Here is a 19,155-nt window from a genome sequence, read left to right as displayed (position 1 = left end):
GTTGATCATCCGACGATGGGAGAAACGCGCTCATGATCCTCGTGACCGGAGCCACCGGGAACATCGGCAGCGCCCTGCTGAGGGAGTTGCACGCACGCGGTGCGGGGCCGCTGAGAGGGCTCACCCGTGACGCCTCGCGGGCGACGTTCCCCGAGGAGGTCGAGGCCGTTGAGGGTGACTTCGCGCTGCCGGAGTCGTTGAAGCCCGCTCTGGACGGGGTGCGCTCGCTGTTCCTCGTGTCGCGCATGGGCCCGGACGCGGACACCCTCGCGGCAGCCCGGCGGGCGGATGTCGAGCACGTGGTGCTGGTGTCGTCCATCACCGTCCAGACCCATCCGCACCTGGGCCCCGCCGGCGAGAACCTGGCGGTCGAGCGGCTGCTCAAGGACAGCGGCATGGACTGGACGATCCTTCGGCCGACGCAGTTCGCCTCGAACGCCCTGATGTGGGCGGCGTCGATCCGCGACCGTGAGGCGGTCCGCGCGCCGTACGCGGGCACCGGGCTGCCCACGATCCACCCCGCGGACATCGCGGCAGTGGCGCGGGTCGCGCTGACCGAGCCCGGCCACCGGGGGCGGACGTATGCCCTGACCGGTCCGGAGCCGGTGACGGCCCGGCAGCAGGTCGAGGCCATCGCGGCAGCACTCGGGCGGGACGTGCCCTTCATCGAGATCAGCCGACGGGAGGCTCGTGCTCGGATGGCCGCGGTCTTCGGGGAGGAGGCCGCGGATGCGGTGCTCGATGTGACGGGCGGAGACGTCAATGACGAGCTACTGGCAGTGCGCGACACGGTTTCGCAAGTCACCGGCTCCCCGGGCAGGCCGTTCCGGCAGTGGGCCGCGGAGCATGCCCACATGTTCCGCTGAGCCCTGTCCCCAGTACGTTCGGCATGATCGACAGTCAGGAGAAAACCAGTGTCCCTCTTCATCCCCGACTTCGACGACACCGTCGTCGTACGTTCCGCCGACGCCGAACTGATAGGCGAGGGCGGCCCGGTGACCAACCGGCTACTGGTGGACAGCCCCGCCACGGGCGGGGCGCTCTCCAGCATGCGCGTCACCCTCGGCAGGGGAGCCGACGGCGCCCGCCCGCACCACCACGGCAAGTCCGCCGAGATGTTCTACGTCCTGGACGGCACCGCCCAGCTGCTGTCCGGCGATCAGGTGGTCACCGCGGAGCGCGGGGACGTGGTGGTCGTACCGCCGGGCATGCAGCACGCCTTCGCGGCAGCGCCCGGCGAGATCGCGGACATGCTCGTCATCATCACGCCCGGGGTGGAGCGCTTCGAGTACTTCCGCCACCTTGAGCGCATCCGCTACGGCGAGGTGCCGCCGGAGAGTCTCCTTGAGGTTCAGGAGCTGTACGACTCCTACTTCGGGACCAGCGCCGTCTGGGACGCCGCGCGCGGATGACGGCGCCGGTCGGGTGGACCCGGCATCGGCCCACGGCTCCGCTTCGGGTCGATCCGGCGGGCACCTCCTACCGAGCCTCGCCGAAGGCGCGTCGGTACGCGCCGGGGGTGGTGCCGACGGCCGCCCGGAAGCGGTGGCGCAGGTTGACCGCGGAGGCGAGGCCGACCCGGGTGGCGATGGCCTCCACCGGCAGGTCGGTCTGCTCCAGCAGGACCCGTGCCGCCTCGACGCGTTGACGGAGCAGCCACTGGCCGGGGCTGGTGCCGAGTTGCCGGGTGAAGCGTCGGGCGAGAGTGCGGCTGGACAGCCCGGCGTGCTCGGCGAGCCGGTCGAGGGTCAGGCGGGTGCCGAGTCGGGAGGAGGCCCATTCCAGCAGGGGGGCCAGCGACTCGTCCGTCCTGGCGTGGGCGGGCTGCACGGCGTACTGGAGTTGACTGCCCTCCCGGTGCGGCGGCAGAACCATGCTCCGGGCGATCTGAGCGGCGTAGGCCGCGCCGTGGTCGGAGCGGACGAGGTGCAGGCAGAGGTCGATGCCGGCACCGGCCCCGGCGCTGGTCGCCACGTCGCCGTGGTCCACGTACAGCACGTCCGGGTCGACCTCGACATCGGGGAAGTCGGCGGCGAGCTGGTCGGTGCGGCACCAGTGGGTGGTGGCGCGGCGGCCGTCGAGCAGTCCGGACCGGGCCAGCAGGAACGCGCCGGTGCAGATGGCGATGATCCTGGCCCCGCGCTGGTGCGCGCCCCGGACCGCGGCCAGGACGGCCGGCGACACCGGGCCGCCCGGCGGCTGCCAGCCCGGGACGATCACGGTGTCCGCCTCCTTCAGGGCGGCCAGCCCGGCGTCGACGAGCATCGAGTACCCGACGGTGGTCGGTACGGGCCCGGGGTGCTCGGTGCACACCCGGAAGTCGTAGCGCACCGGCACCCCTGCGCGGACGGTGCCGAAGACCTCGCTGGCGCAGGCGAGTTCGAAGGGCGACTGCGGCTGGTTCAGCAGGGCGACCACTCGGTGACGGCTCATGGCAGGAATATATCCATGGATGTCTTTCCGGACTCTCGAAGCCGGCCGCCGACCTGCCGCACAGTGGCTCCATGAGCGAGACCAATGGAGCTACGGCACTACTGAAGACCACCGTTCAGGTCGAGGAGGTCGAACCCGTCGAGGTCGTGCCCGGGATCGTGCGCCGCAGGCTGCCGAGGACCGAGTACGCCGGGGGCTGGCTGATCGACTTCGCGCCGGGGAGCGAGTGGCCGGAGGTCGACGTACACGCCACCGAGGAGCGCTACTTCGTGCTGAGCGGTGAGGTGATCGAGGGGGAGGAGCGCCACGGGCCCGGCACGTACGTGGTGTTCGCGCCGGGCAGCCGCCACCGGCCCCGGACCGAGACCGGCGCGCGGATGCTCGGGATCACCGTGCTGCCCCGCTGACCCGCCCGGTAGGTCCCTCCCGGCCGCGCGGGCAGGTGGGTCGGGCGCGGCGACGGGCGACTACGCTGGTCGGAGTTGGGGCAGCCTGTGGCGCCCGACCGGCCGAGGGTGTCCGGTCTGGGCACGTGCGAGAACGTTCAGACCTGTGCAAGACCGAGGAGACACCTACGTGGCAGAGCGCAAGCCCATCGAGTCCTGGCTGACCGACATGGACGGGGTCCTCATCCACGAGGGCACGCCGATCCCCGGGGCGGAGGAGTTCCTGCGCAAGCTGCGGGAGTCCGGCAAGCCCTTCCTGGTCCTCACCAACAACTCCATCTACACCCCGCGCGACCTCAGCGCCCGGCTGGCCGGCATGGGGCTGGAGGTGCCCGAGGAGTGCATCTGGACCTCCGCCCTGGCGACGGCCAAGTTCCTCGCGGGCCAGCGCCCCGGGGGCACCGCGTACGTGATCGGCGAGGCCGGGCTCACCACCGCGCTCTACCAGGCCGGTTACGTGCTGACCGACAACAACCCCGACTACGTGGTGCTCGGCGAGACCCGCACCTACTCCTTCGAGGCGCTCACCAAGGCGATCCGCCTGATCAACCAGGGCGCCCGGTTCATCTGCACCAACCCGGACGAGACCGGCCCCTCCACCGAGGGCGTGCTGCCGGCCACCGGCTCGGTCGCGGCCCTGATCACCAAGGCGACCGGGGTCGAGCCGTACTTCGTCGGCAAGCCCAACCCGCTGATGATGCGCGAGGCGCTGAACACCGCCGGCGCCCACTCCGAGACGGCGGTGATGATCGGCGACCGGATGGACACCGACATCGTCGCGGGCATGGAGGCCGGCATGGAGACCATCCTGGTGCTCACCGGGCTGACCTCCGCCTCCGACGTGGAGCGCTTCCCGTACCGGCCGACCCGCGTGGTCCAGTCGGTCGCGGACCTGGTCGAGCTGGTCTGACCTCCGCGTTCTCCCCCTGCGCTTTCGTCGTGGGCCCCGTTCCGGCAGGTCGCCGGGGCGGGGCCGCTTCGTGTCCGCGGGGAGGAGCCGCTACGCGCCTGCGGGGAGGCGGTCGTTGTCGGTGGGGCTGTGTAGCGTTCGGGGTGAAAGAGGGCGTGCGGCGCAACAGCCGCGGTGTGGGAGGTTGATGTCGTGACGGACACGGTCGAGGCGGGCGTGGTCGAGGCCGGCGAGGGCGGCGGGCTGGAACTGCCCGAGTCCTGGCGCGGGGTGCTGGGCGCCGAGACGGAGAAGCCGTACTTCGCCGAGCTGGCGGCCTTCGTGGCGGCCCAGCGCGCGGAGCACGAGGTGTTCCCGCCGAGCGGCCAGGAGTTCGCCGCGCTGGAGGCCACCCCGTACGACAAGGTCCGGGTGCTCGTGCTGGGCCAGGACCCTTACCACGACAACGGCCAGGCCCACGGCATGAGCTTCTCGGTGCTGCCGGGCACCAAGACGCCGCCGTCGCTGCGCAACATCTTCAAGGAGCTGGACGCCGACCTGGGCGTCCCCGCCCCGGACAACGGCTACCTGATGCACTGGGCCGAGCAGGGCGTGCTGCTGCTCAACGCGGTGCTCACAGTCCGCGCGCACGAGGCCAACTCGCACAAGGCGAAGGGCTGGGAGAAGTTCACCGACGCGGTGATCAAGGCGGTGAGCGACCGCGACGAGCCGGTGGTCTTCGTGCTGTGGGGCAACTACGCGAAGAAGAAGCTGCCGCTGATCGACACCGCCAAGCACGTGGTGGTGCAGGGGGCGCACCCGTCGCCGCTGTCGGCGAAGCTGTTCTTCGGCAGCCGTCCGTTCTCGCAGATCAACGCCGCGCTGGACTCCTTCGGCGCCGAGGCGATCGACTGGCAGGTGCCGAACCTGAAGGAGGCCTGAGCCTCCGCCCGGAGCGCCTGCGGGCGTTCCTGGGTACCGGTCGGCGGGCGTCGGCAGCCGCCGGTGGCCGCCGGTGGCCGTCGGTGGCCGTGGTTCGGCGGGTTCGATCTCCCGTCCGTCCACGGCCACTTGGCGTTCACCGCCGGTGGCCGTCGGCCGGTGGCGGGTGTGCTTAGCTGGTGCCGACCGGTCGCCGGACCGGTGCCGGGGAGGGGCGGTACGTGCACGGGCTGGGGCGGACAGGGACGTTGCGGGGCGCCGTCGGGGCGCTGCTGGCCGGGGTGGTGCTGGCGGCCGGGTCCGGCTGCACCGGTTCGGACGGCGGGAAGCCGGGAGCCGGGTCCGTGTCCTCCGCCGCGGGTGCGGGTGCGAGCGCGGGTGCGGGTGCCGGTGCGGGCTTCGCCCAACTGCCCGGGCAGGCCTTCTACGTCTCCGACCGCACCAACGCCGCCCAGCAGGTGACCGCGCTGCGCGGCCAGGGCCGGACGGTGGAGGCCGACGCGCTGCTGCGGATCGCCGGTCAGCCCTCCTCGCAGTGGCTCGGCGAGCAGGGCGCCCAGGCGATCGCCGAGCAGGTGAGCCGGCGGGCCGCCGAGGCGGGCCGGACGGCGGTCTTCGTCGCGTACGACATCCCGCACCGCGACTGCGGCCAGTACTCGGCCGGCGGCGCCCCCGACGCGGCCTCCTACCGGGCCTGGATCACCGGTGTCGCCCAGGCCCTCGGCGACCGCAGGGCCTGGGTGGTGCTGGAGCCGGACGCCGTCGCGCACACCCTGGACACCTGCGGGGTCAAGGGCGACCTGGCCGCCGAACGGTACGGTCTGCTGGCCTTCGCCGTCCAGGAGTTGAAGAAGAACCCGAACACGCGGGTCTACCTGGACGCGGGCAACCCCGGCTGGGCGCAGGACCCGGAGGAGATGGCCACCGCCCTGCGCAAGTCGGGCATCGCGGCGGCCGACGGCTTCGCCGTGAACGTCGCCAACTTCTACGACACCGAGCGGAACGCGGCGTACGGCGCCAGGCTCTCCGCGGCCCTGGGCGGGAAGAACTTCGTCATCGACACCAGCCGCAGCGGCAACGGGGCGCTGGGCGGCGCCGCCTGGTGCAACCCGCCCGGGCGCGCGCTCGGAGAGCGGCCGACCACCGAGACCGGCCGGCCCGGGGTGGACGCCTACCTGTGGATCAAGAACCCGGGGGAGTCGGACGGCGACTGCGGCCGGGGCGAGCCCCGGGCGGGCGAGTTCTGGCTGCCGTACGCGCTCGGGCTGGCGCAGGCGGCGCGCTGAGGCCGCCCGCGCCGGGCCCCGGGACCTGGTGCGTCGTGCGGTTCGCACGGTGCGCGGTCTACGCGGTGATCTGGATCCAGCGGGCGACCGACGGGGTGCCGGCGCTGTCCGTCAGGAAGAGCATGTACCAGCCCGGCGGCAGCAGGTCGGGGTTCGCGGGCAGGGTGAGCGAGACGCCGTCCGCCGTCCGTCCGGCGACGTCCAGGGCCACCGAGCGCTGCTCGACGTCCGTCACGTGGGTGACCGAACTCGGCCGGATCAGCTTGGCGGTGGCGACCGCCTCCGGGCGCGCCGTCCCGACGGCGAGCGTGCCGCCCAGCCGGGCCGCCTGCGGAACGGCGCCGACCTCCGGACGGTCGCCGTGGTACAGGTACGGCGGGGTGTAGATCTCGATGCGCTGCTCGAAGCCGCCCGGCTGGGTCTCGGCCTTGTCCGCGAAGAGCGGGTTGGAGCCCAGCACGGCGACCCGGCCGTCCGGCAGCAGCAGCGCCTCGGAGTGGTAGTTGCGGCCGACGGTCGGCTCGGCGGCGGTGGTGAAGCCGTTGGTGTCCGGGTGGTACACCTGCGCCTTGAGCAGGTCGCTGTCGCCGCGGCCGCGGTAGCCGCTGGAGCCGCCGGTGGTGAAGACGGTGTCGTCCGGGAGGATCACGCTGTTGAGGTAGCGGGTGCCGCCGGCCGGCAGGTCCGGGCCCGGGGTGAAGGCGGGAGCGGCGGAGGAGAGGTCCGCGATGTCGGTGCGGGCCGTGGACAGCGGCGACTCCCCGACACCGCCGCCGCCGAGCACCATCACCTTCTGCGCCTGCGCGGGCGGCAGCAGCACCGAGGAGGAGGTCTCGGTGAGGCCGGGGTCGCGCAGGCCGGGGACGGGCTGGAAGGCCCCGCTCGACAGGTCCCACACGCCGGGCTCGCGACCCTTGTCGCCGGGGCCGTAGCCGCCGTTGGAACCGGAGTAGAAGAGCTTGCCGGAGGCGGTCAGGAAGACCGCCGGGTAGGTCGGGAAGTAGTGGTCGGGGCCCTTGGACCAGGACTTGGTCTTCGGGTCGTAGATCTCGTTGTCGTTGCCGTTGAGGATCTCCCCGGTGTCGTCCAGCCCGGAGACGGTGACCACCCGGCCGTCGCCCAGCCCGGTCAGCGTCGGGTACCAGCGGGCGTGGGCCATGTCGGTGACCGGCTCGTACAGCTCGGTGTCCGGGTTGAACTCGAAGGCGGAGCGGATGCCCTGGTACTCCTGCTTGTCCAGGGTCAGCTTCTCGTTCTGCCCGTACAGGTTGTGGGCGTCGGTGCCGCTCAGGCCCTTGATCCGGTACTGGGCGGGGGAGTCGGAGACGTAGTCCCGGCCCGGGCCGACCGCCTCCACGTACACGTGCTGCTCGCCGGCGGTGACCACGGTCTGCTTGCCGGAGCCGGTCTTGGTCGCGGCCGGGACCGTCACGGCGGCGGTGCTGGCGTACTCGTGGCCGTTCGGGGAGACGAAGACGGTGCCCTTGGGGAAGGTCCGGTCGCGCTCGGGGCTCTCGTTGCGCACCCGCATGATGCCGGCGGCCTTCTTCACGGCGCCGGCCAGCTTCTCGTAGCGCTGGGTGCCGCCCGCCACCAGGACGCGGCCGTCCGGCAGCGAGGTGTGGCCGCCGCAGAACATGTCGGCCGGGGTGGGGACCAGCTTGTAGGTGTTCCCGGCCGGGTCCCAGAGCAGGCTCTTGAAGGTGCCCGCGTTGAACTGCTTCTCGTCGTTGCCGGAACCGGCCACGATCAGGACCTTGCCGGTGCGCAGCAGGGTCGCGTGGACGGCGTTGACCCGGAACTCGGTGGGCAGCGACAGGGTCTGCCAGTGGCCGTACTGCGCCTTGTACTCGGGGCGGTTGATCACGTAGTGGTGGTACTGCTCGGAGGCGAAGCCGAGGACGGCCGGCGCGTTCATCCCGGCGACGGTCAGCGCGACGGTGCTGCCGAGGGCGAGGCGCTTGGTGCGGCCGGCCTTGTGGATCTTCACGGTGGGTGCTCCCCTCGGGAGGCGGTCGGGGCTCTCTGGTCGGTGGGCGGCTCTGTTCGGTGGGTGGTGCTGTGTGGTGGGCGGTGCTGTTCGGTGGGTGGTGCTGGTCGGGCGATGGTGCTGTTCGGTGGGTGGTGCTGGTCAGGCGACGTGCTGGTCAGTGGGAGGGTGTGCCGCGGCCGGCGTGGTCGGGTGAGGTCCGTCCGGGTCGGGGGGCGGGAGGTGCGGGCTGTGCCGGCCCGGCGGTCCGGGCGGTCCGGGCTGCTCGGGGGTCGCGGGCGTGGCGCGGGCGGCGCTTCTCCAGGACGACCCGCGGGGCCGCCGTCGGGTCGCCGGTGACGGTGAGGGTGGCGGTCGGGCGGGTCCGGCGGCGGCGTACGGCGTCTCCGGCGCTGATCAGGAGCGGCAGGAGGGTGAGCAGCAGGGCGATCCAGGCCCAGGCGCGCATCGCGGCGTGGTCGTAGCCGGTGACGTAGGAGGCGGCGATCGCGCCGCCGAACACCAGCGTCCAGAACAGGTGGAAGCGGAAGGTGCCGAGCCGGTCGGTGCTGGCCGAGCTGCCCTTGGGCGTCACCACGAAGCGGCTGCGGCGGCGGACCAGCGCCTGGAGCAGCGAGGCCGCGTAGACCGGACCGCAGAGCGCCGACATCACCATGCCGGCGACCCCGGAGGAGCCGGCCGGCTCGTGCGGGCTCACGTTGTGCTTGCGGTTCCAGGTGTAGAGCAGCAGTTGGAGCGCGGCGGCGTCGCTGTAGAGCATCATCCAGATCTCCGAGGAGACGTGCACGCCGGAGGCGCCGAAGCCCAGGTAGAGCACGCTGGACAGGCCGCCGAGCAGCCAGGTGAGCGCCGCCATCGGGTAGAAGCCCACCATCAGCGAGTAGTTGAGCAGCCGACCGGGCGACAGCCGCCACAGCACCCGCCAGTACTGGGTGAACAGGGTCTCGTAGGTGCCGCGGCTCCAGCGCAGTTGCTGGGAGAAGAAGTCGGTCCAGGAGGACGGGCCTTCGCCGACCGCGAGCACGTCCGGGGTGTACACGGACTTCCAGCGTTCTCCGGTCTCCGGGTTCCGGCTCCGGTGGAACTCCAGACCGGTCGCCATGTCCTCGGTGATGGAGTCGTACAACCCGCCGATCGACTGGAGCGCACTGATTCTGACGGCGTTGTTGGTGCCCACGAACATGGGCGCGCCGTAACGGTTTCCGGCGCGTTGGATGAGGGCGTGGAAGAGGTACTGCTGGCTCTCGGAGAATTTGGTGACGGCCGATCCCGAGCTGCGGTAGTTCCCGTACACCTGGGGGCCGACCACGAATGCCACGTCGGGGTCGCGGAAGTAGCCGAGCATCCGCTCGCAGAAGTCCGGCAGCGGAACGTGGTCGGTGTCCACGGACACCCAGAACTCGTAGTCGTCGCCGTGGGCCTGGAGCCACGCGTTGTAGTTGCCGTGCTTGGTCCCGGCGCGGAACCGGCCCTTCGGTCGGTTCCAGTGCGGCCGGCCGGCGCGGGTGAAGTGGCGCACGCCCAGCTCGGCGCAGAGCGCCCGCATTGCAGGATCGTTTCCCTCGTCCAACAACCAGACGTCGTACGGTCCGTTGTGCCGGACGGCCCGCGCCGCCGTCAGCGTGGCCCGGACCATCTCCGGCGGCTCCTTGCCCGGCACGCAGGTGGTGAGGAAGGCGACCCGGGTGCCGGGCTCCGGCGTCACCGGGACCGGGTCGCGGGCGACCAGCGTGGCGTGGGTGTTGGAGACCACGTTGACCAGCCGGAACACCTCGACGACGGCGATGATGCCGATCATCACCTTGTCGCCGAGCAGCACCAGGGAGTTCGTCTCGTCCAGCCGCTCGGGCCAGTGCTCCGGCAGCAGCAGCCAGACCAGCAGCACCGCCTCCACCACGGGGGCCGCCATCAGCAGCAGCGCGGCGCGGATCCGGTGCGGCTCGCGGCGCAGCAGGCTGCGGTAGCGGACGCGGTAGGGGGCCGCGGGGGGCGGCTCGTACGGGGCCGCCGGTGGGGCGGGGGCGTGCGGGGTGGCTGGTGGGGTGGGCTCGTACGGGGCCGCCGTCGTGGCGGGGTCATACGGGGCGGAGCTGTCTGCGGTGGGGTCGTGCGGTCCGCCGTGGGAGGGCGGGGGCGGTGCGACCGGTTCGGGCCAGTAGACGCCGCCGCCGAGGTCGTCGTCCTCGTCCGGGTCGTACGCCGGGCCCGCGAGACGGCTGAAGTGGCCGTAGTCGTAAGGGGCTTCGGGTATGGGAAGGGCGCGCAGGGCGGCCTCGTCCAACTCCCCGGCGCCTCGCCCGTGGGCCGTTCCGACGCCCTTGCGTCGTGAGAACGGCGGCGTGGTCATAGCTGCTCCCCCCGGAGTTCGCGCCTTGCGCGGCTCGCTCGGTTCACTCGGTTCACTCGGCTCGCTCGGCTCTTGCGTGGGTCTGCCTCGACTCGGAGCCGTCCGGGTGGAACAGGATGGAACCGGCCGGAATCAGCTGGAAACAGCTGGGAACAGCCGGAATCGGCTGGAACGAGGCCCGGCGAACTGCGGTTCTCAGGCAGTTCCCGGGCCGTCCGGCAGATTCGGCGTGTGCGACCGGTTCGGTTGTGCGTCGGTACGGCGGCCTCGAATCCGGGATCCCGATGCACTTTCCAGCTTCCCCTCCGGGTGCGTCGGGATCCTTGGCCGCCTCAACTCTCCCTGAGCGCAACGGTGATCGCAACCAGTCCGGGAGATCGCCGTCGCCCAGGCATGAAGATGCCACGGTTTCCGGCCGATCCGGCGGGCGTTGGTGCTAATGCGGTGAATTCGCTCCGCTCCGGGCGATCCGTGGAACTCGGCGGTGGCGGAGGGCTGTTGCGGAGTTGCCCTGGGAGCCGTTCGCGGGGGCGCTGTGGTGTGTCCGTGTCGTGCGGCCGTGTCGTGTGGTCGTGGGGGCAGCGGAACGGCCGGACCGCCGCTCGGGGCGATCCGGCCGTCCGTACGGTGCTGGGCTGCTCAGAGCGGGGGCAGCAGGGGGGCGCCGGTCACGGCCTGGACCTCGGCGAAGTCCACGCCCGGCGCCGTCTCCGCCACCCGCAGCCCCTCCGGGGTCACGTCGACCACCGCGAGGTCGGTGACGATCCGGTCTACAACTCCCCGTCCGGTCGCGGGAAGTGACAGTTCCTCGACGATCTTCGGCGAGCCGTCCCGGGCGGTGTGCTCCATCACCACGATCAGCCGGCGGGCCCCGTGCACCAGGTCCATCGCGCCGCCCATGCCCTTGACCATCTTGCCGGGGATCATCCAGTTGGCGAGGTCCCCGGCGGCCGACACCTGCATCGCGCCGAGCACCGAGACGTCGATCCGCCCGGCCCGGATCATGCCGAAGGAGAAGGCGGAGTCGAAGTACGAGGCGCCGGGGGAGACCGTCACCGTCTCCTTCCCGGCGTTGATCAGGTCGGCGTGCTCAGCACCCTCCTCCGGGTACGGGCCGACGCCGAGGACGCCGTTCTCGGAGTGGAGCACCACCTCGACGCCCGGCGGGAGGTGGTTGGGGATCAGGGTCGGCAGGCCGATGCCCAGGTTCACGTACTGGCCGTCGCGCAACTCGCGGGCCGCGCGGGCGGCCAGGGCGTTGCGCGGGTCGAGGGCGGGGGCGGTGGCCGTGATGGGGGCGGCAGGGGTTCCGGTGGCGGGGGCGGTGGCGGCGGCGCGGACTGCGGTCTCGGTGGGCATCGGGTCAGGCCTCCTGGAGTGCGGGGCGGACGGTCCGGCGCTCGATGCGGCGGTCCTCGGGGGCGGCGGCCACCACCCGGTCGACGTACACCCCGGGCAGGTGCACCGCGTCCGGAGGGAGCTCGCCCGGTTCGACGATCCGGTCCGCCTCCACCAGGGTGATCCGGCCCGCCGCCGCGCAGAGCGGGTTGAAGTTCCGGGCGGCGGCGTGGAACACGCAGTTGCCGTGCCGGTCCGCCACCTCGGCCCGGACCAGCGCGAAGTCGGCCGTGATCGCCTCCTCCAGCAGGTAGCGACGGCCGCCGAACTCCCGGACCTCCTTCGGCGGGGAGGCCAGGGCCACCGAGCCGTCGGCCGCGTAGCGCCAGGGCAGCCCGCCCTCCTCGACCTGGGTGCCGACCCCGGCCGGGGTGAAGAACGCCGGGATGCCGGCGCCGCCCGCCCGGAGCCGCTCGGCCAGCGTGCCCTGCGGGGTCAGCTCCACCTCCAACTCGCCGGAGAGGTACTGCCGGGCGAACTCCTTGTTCTCCCCGACGTACGAGGAGGTCATCCGGGCGATCCGGCCCGCCCGCAGCAGCAGGCCCAGCCCCCAGTCGTCCACCCCGCAGTTGTTCGAGACCACCCGCAGTCCGGTGGCACCGGAGTCCACCAGGGCGCCGATCAGCGTGCTGGGGATGCCGCAGAGGCCGAAGCCGCCGACGGCCAGCACCGCGCCGTCGGGAACGTCCCCGACGGCGTCGGCGGGGGAGTCCAGGACCTTGTCCAAGGGGTCACCTCGTAAGGGAGTGGGTGGAGGGGTGCGGGGGTGGAAGAGGGGGGAACGGGCGGTGAGCGGTGAGCGGCGGGGCGGGCGGGGCAGGTGGGAGGGGCGGCCGGCGGGCTCGGCCACCGCGCGGAGCCCGTGGTCGTACCAGGCCGGGCTGGGGTCCTGCCTGGGCCGGACCGGGTCGGGCACGCCGCTGGGGTTGGCTGCCGCCGGACGGGCTCCGCGCCCCTCCACCGTCACCGGGCAGGGGTGGGCGCAGCCATGGCGGCCAGCCCCATGGGTGGGCGCGGAGCCGTGTCGGTGGGCCACACCCGGGCGCCCGGGGGGCGGCGGCGGGCCGACGGTATGTCGGCTGGAGCCACATCCCGACCGGCTGATACGTCGACCGGGCACATGTCGCCGTTCTCACCGCACACCTACGGTTCCCGCATCCACCCGCCGCACTTCAGGAGTCGGTCACCATGCGCAGCTCGACAAACCCCTCCAGGACCGCCTCCGGCGCTCGCCTGGGCGACTCCCTGACCGGTGGCCCGGCCCGGAAGCTCGCCGCCCTCGCGGCCTGCGTCCTGCTGGCCTCGGGCTGCGCCAAGGCCGGTACGGCCGGGACGAGCGCGGCGGACGGTGGATCGAAGGGACCGATCAAGGTCGGCCTGGTGTACTCCAAGACCGGGCCGCTGGCCGCCTACGGCAAGCAGTACCTGGAGGGGTTCAAGGCCGGCCTGAGCTACGCGACCAAGGGCACCGGCGCGGTCGACGGACACAAGATCGAGTTCGAGGAGCAGGACGACGCCGGCGACCCGGCCAAGGCGGTGTCCGCCGCCAAGGACCTGATCGGCAAGGGCTACAAGGTGCTGGCCGGTTCCACCGCCTCCGGTGTGGCCCTCCAGGTCGGCCCGATCGCCGCCCAGAACAAGGTGCTCTTCATCAGCGGCCCGGCCGCCGCCGACAAGGCCACCGGCCTGAACAAGTACACCTTCCGTTCCGGCCGCCAGTCCTACCAGGACATCAAGACCGCGGCCTCGTTCATCGGTGACGCGAAGGGCAAGAAGGTCACCGTGCTCGCCCAGGACAACGCCTTCGGCCAGGCCAACGTGGCCGCCGTGAAGGCGCTGCTCGGCGCCGAGGGCGCGACGGTCGACCAGGTGCTCGCCCCGCCGAGCGCCACCGACCTCACCCCCTTCGCCACCCAGGCCAAGACCGCCAAGCCCGACCTGCTGTTCGTCGCCTGGGCCGGCGACACCGCCTCGGCCCTGTGGACCGCGCTCAACCAGCAGGACGTGTTCGCCGACACCAAGGTCGTGACCGGCCTCGACCTGGCCGCCTCCTACCCGCTGTTCGGCCCGGCCGCCGAGAAGATCTCCTTCCTGAACCACTACTTCGACGGCGCCGCCGGCACCCCGGTGGAGAAGGCCATGACCGATGCCGTCACCGCCGCCGGAGGGAAGACGGACATCTTCACCCCGGACGGCTTCACCGCCGCCCAGATGATCGTGCACGCCGTCGAGTCCAACCACGGTTCCGCCGACGACACCTCGGCCCTGGTCAAGGCCCTGGAGGGCTGGAGCTTCGACGGGGTGAAGGGGAAGACCACGGTCCGCGCCGAGGACCACGCCCTGCTCCAGCCGATGTTCCAGGCGCGGCTGACCGGCAGCGGTGCCGCCGCCAAGCCCTCGGTGGAGAAGACCCTGACCGCGGACGAGGCGGCACCCCCGGTCACCCCGATGGCGGGCTGATCCCGATGCCCGCCCGCACCACGTCGACTCCTTCCGCCTCCTCGGCTGCCTCCGCCGCGTCCACCTCGTCCGCGCGGTCCTCCGCGTCCTCCTCTCCGGTGCTGCGTCTGGACGGGCTCGGTTGGGCCGTCCGCGGCGTGCCGATCGTCGAGGACGTCTCCTTCTCGGTCGGCGAAGGCGAGTTCATCGCCTTCATCGGGCCCAACGGCGCCGGCAAGACCTCCCTCTTCAACCTGATCTCGGGCATCTACCCGGCGACCCACGGCAGCCTCCACCTCGACGGCGCGGACATCACCGCCGAGACGGTGCACGCCAGGGCCCGCCGCGGGCTCGGCCGCACCTTCCAGACCTCCTCCCTCTGGCCGGGGATGACGGTCGCCGACCATGTCCGCCTGGCCGCCCAGGCGGCGGCCGGGCCGCGCGCCTCGTACCGGCTCTGGCGCCGCGCCGACCGCTACGAGCAGCAGCTGGCCGACACCCTGGAACGCACCGATCTCTCCCACCGCGCGGACACCCTGGCCAGTGCGCTCTCGCACGGGGAGAAGCGCAAGCTGGAGCTGGCCGTCCTGCTGGTCTCGGAGCCCCGGCTGATCCTGCTGGACGAGCCGATGGCCGGAGTCAGCGCGGAGGAGGTGCCCGCCCTCACCGAACTGATCCGTTCCGTGCACCGCGACCTGGGCCGGACCGTCCTGATGGTCGAGCACCACATGGACGTCCTGCTCGGCCTCGCCGACCGGCTCGCGGTGATGCACCACGGCACGCTGCTCGCCCTGGACACCCCCGAGGCCGTGATGGCCGACCCGACCGTGCAACAGGCCTACCTGGGTGAGGCGTTGTGACCTCCTCTCCGTTCTCCGCTCAGCGCCCCGCTCCTGCGGCGCACTCCGCCTCCTCTCCGTCGTCCGCGTCTGCGCCGTCGTCCGCTGCCGAACCCCTCCTCTCCGTCCGCGATCTGCGGGTGGTCATCGACGGGCTGCACATCCTGCACGGCGTCGACTTCGACGTGGCCCCCGTCGGGGTGACCGCGCTCCTGGGCCGCAACGGCGCCGGGAAGACCACCACCGTCAAGGCCGTCATGGGCCTGGTGCCGCGCACCGGAAGCATCCGGCTCTCCGGCTCCGAACTCTCCTCCCTTCCCACGCATCTGGTCGTTCGTCATGGCATCGGCTACGCGCCCGAGGATCGGGGGATCTTCGCCGGCCTCACGGTCGCCGAGAACCTCCGCCTCGCCGAGCGCGCCGCCGGGAGCGGGGGCGAGGCCGGTGAGCCGAACTACGCACTCGTCCACGAGCTCTTCCCCGAACTCAAGCAGCGGGCCGGGCAATTGGCCGGGACGCTCTCCGGCGGCCAGCAGCAGATGGTGGCGATCGGCCGGACGCTGCTCAACCGCAACCGGTTGATCATCGCCGACGAGCCCACCAAGGGCCTGGCCCCGAAGATCGTCGCCGAGGTGGCCGAGGTGCTGGCGCGTGCGGCCGAGGCCGTGCCCGTCCTCCTGGTCGAGCAGAACCTCGCCCTCGTCCGCCGGCTGGCCGGTACCTGCGCCGTCCTGGCCGACGGCCGTACCGCCCACCGCGGAGACACCGCCGAGCTGTTGGCCGACGAGGAGGCCGCCCGCCGCCTGCTCGGCGTCGGCTCCCGTCACCCGCTCGCCGGCGGGCCCCGGCCCGCCGCCGCCCAGGCCTCCCCGGCCGCCCCTGTCGTCACCGCCGAGGTGAAGCCCTGATGGACACTGTCGTCCTCCTTTTCTGTACCGGACTCGGTCTCGGTGCGCTGTACTTCCTGGTCGCCTCCGGTCTGTCGCTGATCTTCGGTCTGATGGACGTGCTCAACTTCGCGCACGGCGCCCTGCTCTCGATCGGCGCCTACGCCACCTGGTGGGCCGGTGCCGAGGCCGGTCTCTCCTTCTGGCTCGCGGTGCCGTTCGGCACCCTGGTCGGAACGGCCGCCGCCGTCCTGTTGGAGCTCTTCCTGATCCGGCCGCTCTACAGCCGCCCGCGCGACCAGATCCTTGCCACCGTCGGGGTCGGGCTCGCCGTACCCGCCCTGCTGATGGGTATCTGGGGCGCGGACTCCCGCCCCTTCCCCCAGCCGGAGCTGCTGTCCGGCACCTGGCACGTGCTCGGTGCGACCGTCCCGGTGAACCGCTTCGTGCTGGTGGCCGCCGCCGCCCTGCTGCTGCTCGCTCTTCGGTTGTTCCTCGCCCGCACCCGCTACGGGTTGATCGTCCGGGCCGGCGTCGAGGACCGGGCGATGGTCACGGCGCTCGGCATCGACGTCCGGAAGGCGTTCACCCTCGTCTTCGCCCTCGGCGGGGCGGCCGCCGCACTCGGTGGCGCCCTCGGTGGCCTCTACTTCGGTTCGGTTAATCCCGGCCAGGGGACCGGCCTGCTCATCTTCGCCTTCGTCGTCGTGGTGATGGGCGGCATGGGCTCCGTGACCGGAGCCGCCGTCGCCTCGGTGGGTGTCGGCCTCGTCCAGCAGTTCGCCAACTACTACACCGGCGCCGGGCTCGGCGACCTCTCGGTCGTCGTCCTGCTCGCCGTGCTGCTTCTCGTCCGACCCCGTGGACTCACCGGGAGGCTCGCGTGAGCGCCGAAACACCGATCACGAGCACCGGTGGCCCCGCGGCCGGCCGCAGCGCCGCCGCTCCGGCAGGGGGGACTGACACCAGCCCTGCCGTGACCACCATGCCGACAGAGGGGACTGACACCAGCTCCACCGACACCGCCACTGTGGCAAGGGGGACTGACACCGGCCTTGCCGAGACCCATTGTGAACACAGGGCCGGGTCCGGCGCCATCCCTCGAACGGGTGATCCAGTCACTAATCGCTGGACTGGTGTGCACAGAGCGCTACGCTGGTGGCCGATCGCTCTGCTGATCACGCTCCTTGTCGCCCCATACAGTGCGCTTCCCGTCCCGGGACTGCTCGACGGCCCGCTCGGCAGCCCGGGAAGCCTCCAACTGCTCGCCCTGTGCCTCCTCTACGGCGGGCTCGCGACCGGTTACGACCTCCTGCTCGGCCGGACCGGACTGCTCTCCTTCGGCCACGCGCTCTACTTCGCGACCGGCCTCTACGCCACCGACCTCGGCATGCTGGAGCTGCAACTGCCGTTCGCCGCCGCCGCGGTGTTCGGCGTCTCCTGCTCCGTCCTGCTGGCCCTGCTGCTCGGCTCGGTCAGCCTGCGCGTCACCGGCATCGGCTTCTCCATGGTCACCCTCGCCTTCGCCCAGGCCGGCTCGATCCTCGTCCAGCGCAACCCCGGTGGCGTCACCGGCGGCGAGGAGGGCCGGTCCGCCCCAGCCGACCTGCTGCCCTCCGGCCTGCTCGGGATCGAGAACACCGCCAACCTCTACTGGATCGCCGTCGGTTACCTGGTGCTGACGGTCGCCGCGGTCCACTGGGCCGTCAAGTCCCCGATCGGCCGGGTCTGGGAGGGCATCAAGGAGAACGAGCGCCGGGTCGAGGTGCTCGGACTGCGGCCGTACGGCTACAAGTTGGTCGCCTTCGTGCTGGCCGGCGGCCTCGCCGGACTGGGCGGGGTGGTCTACCTGCTGCTGACCGGTGGCGCCACCCCCCAGGCCGCCACCTCGGACGCCACGCTCGCGCTCCTGGTCATGGTCGTCCTCGGCGGCTCCGGCACCCGCTGGGGGCCGCTGCTCGGCGGCGTCCTCTACACCTGGGCGAGCCACCGGCTCGGCGACCTCGCCAATTCGTCGACCGTCGCCGACCTCCCGGCGGTGCTGCGCGTGCCGCTCTCCCAACCCCTGTTCCTGCTGGGCGCCCTGTTCGTCGCCGTGGTCTACCTGCTGCCCGGCGGCCTGGCTAGACTGCCTGCCCGCATCCGATCCGCCCGCTCCGGCCGTCACGCCCCGGCGCCGGCCGGCCTCGGAACCGCCCACCCCACCGGAGGTACCCCCGCGTGAGCCAGTCGCCGCTGAAGCCCGAGGAGTTGACCGTCCCCGTGCCCGGCGGGGACCTGGCGGTCCTGCGCTGGCCCGCCGAGGACCCGCAGGCGCCGACGGTCGTGGCGGTGCACGGCATCACCGCCAACGGCCTCGCCTGGTACGAGGTCGCCCGCCGGCTCGCCGGGCGGGTCACCCTGCTCGCGCCCGACCTGCGGGGCCGCGGCGCCAGCCGCTCGGTCGCCGGACCGTACGGCCTGGCCCGGCACGCCGACGACGTGGCCGCGCTGATCGGCGCGCTCGGCTCGGGGCCCGTCACGGTGGTCGGCCACTCGATGGGGGCCTGGGTCACCGCCCTGGCCGCCGTCCGGCACCCCGCCCTGGTCCGCCGCGTCCTGCTGGTCGACGGGGCGGTGACCTTCCCGCTGCCGCAGGGCGTCCGCGAGGAGGACGCCCTGGCCGCGGTGCTCGGCCCCGCGCTGGCCCGGCTGTCCACGACCTTCCCGGACCGGGAGGCCTACCGGGAGTTCTGGCGCGGGCACCCCGCCTTCGCCGGCGAGTGGACCGACGGGATCGACGCCTACACCCAGCGCGACCTGGTCGGCGCGGAGCCCGAACTGCGCTCCTCCTGCGTACTGGAGGCCGTGCAGGCCGACGGCGCCCAGGTCCTGCTGGACGAGGACGCGGCCGCCGCCGTGCACCGGCTGCCCTGCCCGGCCGACCTGATCTGGGCCGAGCGCGGTCTGCTCGACGAGCCGCAGGGCCTCTACGACCACGAGCGGATCGGGCTGGCCGGGCTGGACCCGGAGCGGGTGCCCGCCTCGCCGGTGCCGGACACCAACCACTACTCGATCCTGTGGGGCGAGGCCGGGGCGGACCGCATCGTCCGCATCCTGCTCGCGGACGCCCTCACCGCCGGGTAGCCGGTCCGCCCCGGAACGCCGACCGGACGCAGACCGGGAACCGATCAGGACGCAGACCGGAACGTCGGCCGGGAACCGATCAGGACGCAGACCGGAACGCCGACGGCCGGCGGGGACCGAACCCCCGCCGGCC

General features: G+C 72.5%; 17 protein-coding genes. 12 read left to right on the top strand and 5 right to left on the bottom strand.

Annotation, left to right across the window (positions count from 1 at the left end; translation table 11 throughout):
- Window positions 1-32 precede the first annotated feature (32 nt).
- Both ACFU6K_RS02675 and ACFU6K_RS02670 read left to right on the top strand, forming a co-directional pair.
- Window positions 33-866 carry an SDR family oxidoreductase gene (locus tag ACFU6K_RS02675; RefSeq protein ID WP_380660469.1) on the top strand — a complete coding sequence of 278 codons (834 nt, stop codon included), beginning with the start codon at window positions 33-35 and terminating at the stop codon, window positions 864-866.
- 48 nt (window positions 867-914) lie between these two features.
- Window positions 915-1,412: a cupin domain-containing protein gene (locus ACFU6K_RS02670; RefSeq protein WP_380660468.1), complete on the top strand. Its 498-nt coding sequence runs from the start codon at window positions 915-917 to the stop codon at window positions 1,410-1,412.
- 67 nt (window positions 1,413-1,479) lie between these two features.
- On the opposite strand, the gene ACFU6K_RS02665 is transcribed toward ACFU6K_RS02670, so the two are convergent.
- Window positions 1,480-2,433: a GlxA family transcriptional regulator gene (locus ACFU6K_RS02665; protein WP_380660467.1), complete on the bottom strand. Its 954-nt coding sequence runs from the start codon at window positions 2,431-2,433 to the stop codon at window positions 1,480-1,482.
- A 71-nt stretch (window positions 2,434-2,504) separates the two neighbouring features.
- Here ACFU6K_RS02665 and ACFU6K_RS02660 point away from each other — a divergent pair, with 71 nt between their 5' ends.
- The 4 genes from ACFU6K_RS02660 (at window position 2,505) to ACFU6K_RS02645 (ending at window position 5,996) form a co-directional block, all read left to right on the top strand.
- On the top strand, window positions 2,505-2,840 hold the full coding sequence (locus tag ACFU6K_RS02660; RefSeq protein WP_380660466.1) for a cupin domain-containing protein: 336 nt from the start codon (window positions 2,505-2,507) through the stop codon (window positions 2,838-2,840).
- A gap of 169 nt (window positions 2,841-3,009) precedes the next feature.
- Complete coding sequence (locus tag ACFU6K_RS02655) at window positions 3,010-3,789, top strand: HAD-IIA family hydrolase (RefSeq protein ID WP_380660464.1); 780 nt, start codon at window positions 3,010-3,012, stop codon at window positions 3,787-3,789.
- A gap of 192 nt (window positions 3,790-3,981) precedes the next feature.
- Window positions 3,982-4,710 (top strand): uracil-DNA glycosylase, encoded by a 729-nt coding sequence (locus ACFU6K_RS02650; protein WP_234348220.1) that lies wholly within the window; start codon window positions 3,982-3,984, stop codon window positions 4,708-4,710.
- Between the two features lie 179 nt (window positions 4,711-4,889).
- The gene (locus tag ACFU6K_RS02645; protein WP_380660463.1) at window positions 4,890-5,996 is read left to right on the top strand and encodes a glycoside hydrolase family 6 protein; all 1,107 of its coding nucleotides are present in this window, start codon (window positions 4,890-4,892) and stop codon (window positions 5,994-5,996) included.
- Between the two features lie 58 nt (window positions 5,997-6,054).
- Here ACFU6K_RS02645 and ACFU6K_RS02640 read toward each other — a convergent pair whose 3' ends face one another.
- From ACFU6K_RS02640 to ACFU6K_RS02625, 4 genes are all read right to left on the bottom strand, one after another.
- Window positions 6,055-7,986, bottom strand: coding sequence for a galactose oxidase-like domain-containing protein (locus tag ACFU6K_RS02640; RefSeq protein ID WP_380660462.1), 1,932 nt, complete (start codon window positions 7,984-7,986; stop codon window positions 6,055-6,057).
- A 157-nt stretch (window positions 7,987-8,143) separates the two neighbouring features.
- The gene (locus ACFU6K_RS02635; protein ID WP_380660461.1) at window positions 8,144-10,333 is read right to left on the bottom strand and encodes a glycosyltransferase family 2 protein; all 2,190 of its coding nucleotides are present in this window, start codon (window positions 10,331-10,333) and stop codon (window positions 8,144-8,146) included.
- Window positions 10,334-10,972: 639 nt separating this feature from the next.
- A complete protein-coding gene (locus ACFU6K_RS02630; RefSeq protein ID WP_380660460.1) occupies window positions 10,973-11,692 on the bottom strand; it encodes a 3-oxoacid CoA-transferase subunit B in 720 nt (239 codons plus the stop codon).
- Window positions 11,693-11,696: 4 nt separating this feature from the next.
- Window positions 11,697-12,458: a CoA transferase subunit A gene (locus ACFU6K_RS02625; protein WP_380660459.1), complete on the bottom strand. Its 762-nt coding sequence runs from the start codon at window positions 12,456-12,458 to the stop codon at window positions 11,697-11,699.
- Window positions 12,459-12,919: 461 nt separating this feature from the next.
- On the opposite strand from ACFU6K_RS02625, the gene ACFU6K_RS02620 reads away from it, so the two are divergent.
- The 6 genes from ACFU6K_RS02620 (at window position 12,920) to ACFU6K_RS02595 (ending at window position 19,022) form a co-directional block, all read left to right on the top strand.
- Window positions 12,920-14,191 carry a substrate-binding domain-containing protein gene (locus ACFU6K_RS02620; protein ID WP_380660458.1) on the top strand — a complete coding sequence of 424 codons (1,272 nt, stop codon included), beginning with the start codon at window positions 12,920-12,922 and terminating at the stop codon, window positions 14,189-14,191.
- A 98-nt stretch (window positions 14,192-14,289) separates the two neighbouring features.
- Window positions 14,290-15,030: an ABC transporter ATP-binding protein gene (locus ACFU6K_RS02615; RefSeq protein ID WP_380660457.1), complete on the top strand. Its 741-nt coding sequence runs from the start codon at window positions 14,290-14,292 to the stop codon at window positions 15,028-15,030.
- A gap of 119 nt (window positions 15,031-15,149) precedes the next feature.
- Window positions 15,150-15,917 carry an ABC transporter ATP-binding protein gene (locus tag ACFU6K_RS02610; RefSeq protein ID WP_380660456.1) on the top strand — a complete coding sequence of 256 codons (768 nt, stop codon included), beginning with the start codon at window positions 15,150-15,152 and terminating at the stop codon, window positions 15,915-15,917.
- A complete protein-coding gene (locus ACFU6K_RS02605) occupies window positions 15,917-16,783 on the top strand; it encodes a branched-chain amino acid ABC transporter permease (RefSeq protein WP_074005092.1) in 867 nt (288 codons plus the stop codon). The genes ACFU6K_RS02610 and ACFU6K_RS02605 overlap by 1 nt, the downstream gene beginning before the upstream one ends.
- 209 nt (window positions 16,784-16,992) lie before the next feature.
- A complete protein-coding gene (locus tag ACFU6K_RS02600; protein WP_380660483.1) occupies window positions 16,993-18,120 on the top strand; it encodes a branched-chain amino acid ABC transporter permease in 1,128 nt (375 codons plus the stop codon).
- Window positions 18,117-19,022 carry an alpha/beta fold hydrolase gene (locus ACFU6K_RS02595; protein ID WP_380660455.1) on the top strand — a complete coding sequence of 302 codons (906 nt, stop codon included), beginning with the start codon at window positions 18,117-18,119 and terminating at the stop codon, window positions 19,020-19,022. The genes ACFU6K_RS02600 and ACFU6K_RS02595 overlap by 4 nt, the downstream gene beginning before the upstream one ends.
- The last annotated feature ends 133 nt before the right edge of the window (window positions 19,023-19,155 follow it).

The organism is Kitasatospora sp. NPDC057512, assembly GCF_042802135.1.
In the GTDB taxonomy this organism is placed as follows: Bacteria; Actinomycetota; Actinomycetes; order Streptomycetales; family Streptomycetaceae; genus Kitasatospora.
Note: the sequence above shows the minus strand (reverse complement) of the source record. Positions and strands in the feature narration are given on the sequence as shown.

Coding starts and splice junctions, on each gene's coding strand:
- ACFU6K_RS02675 (WP_380660469.1), top strand. CDS start 33: ATGATCCTCGTGACCGGAGCCACCGGGAACATCGGCAGCGCCCTGCTG.
- ACFU6K_RS02665 (WP_380660467.1), bottom strand. CDS start 2,433: ATGAGCCGTCACCGAGTGGTCGCCCTGCTGAACCAGCCGCAGTCGCCC.
- ACFU6K_RS02660 (WP_380660466.1), top strand. CDS start 2,505: ATGAGCGAGACCAATGGAGCTACGGCACTACTGAAGACCACCGTTCAG.
- ACFU6K_RS02635 (WP_380660461.1), bottom strand. CDS start 10,333: ATGACCACGCCGCCGTTCTCACGACGCAAGGGCGTCGGAACGGCCCAC.
- ACFU6K_RS02630 (WP_380660460.1), bottom strand. CDS start 11,692: ATGCCCACCGAGACCGCAGTCCGCGCCGCCGCCACCGCCCCCGCCACC.
- ACFU6K_RS02620 (WP_380660458.1), top strand. CDS start 12,920: ATGCGCAGCTCGACAAACCCCTCCAGGACCGCCTCCGGCGCTCGCCTG.
- ACFU6K_RS02605 (WP_074005092.1), top strand. CDS start 15,917: ATGGACACTGTCGTCCTCCTTTTCTGTACCGGACTCGGTCTCGGTGCG.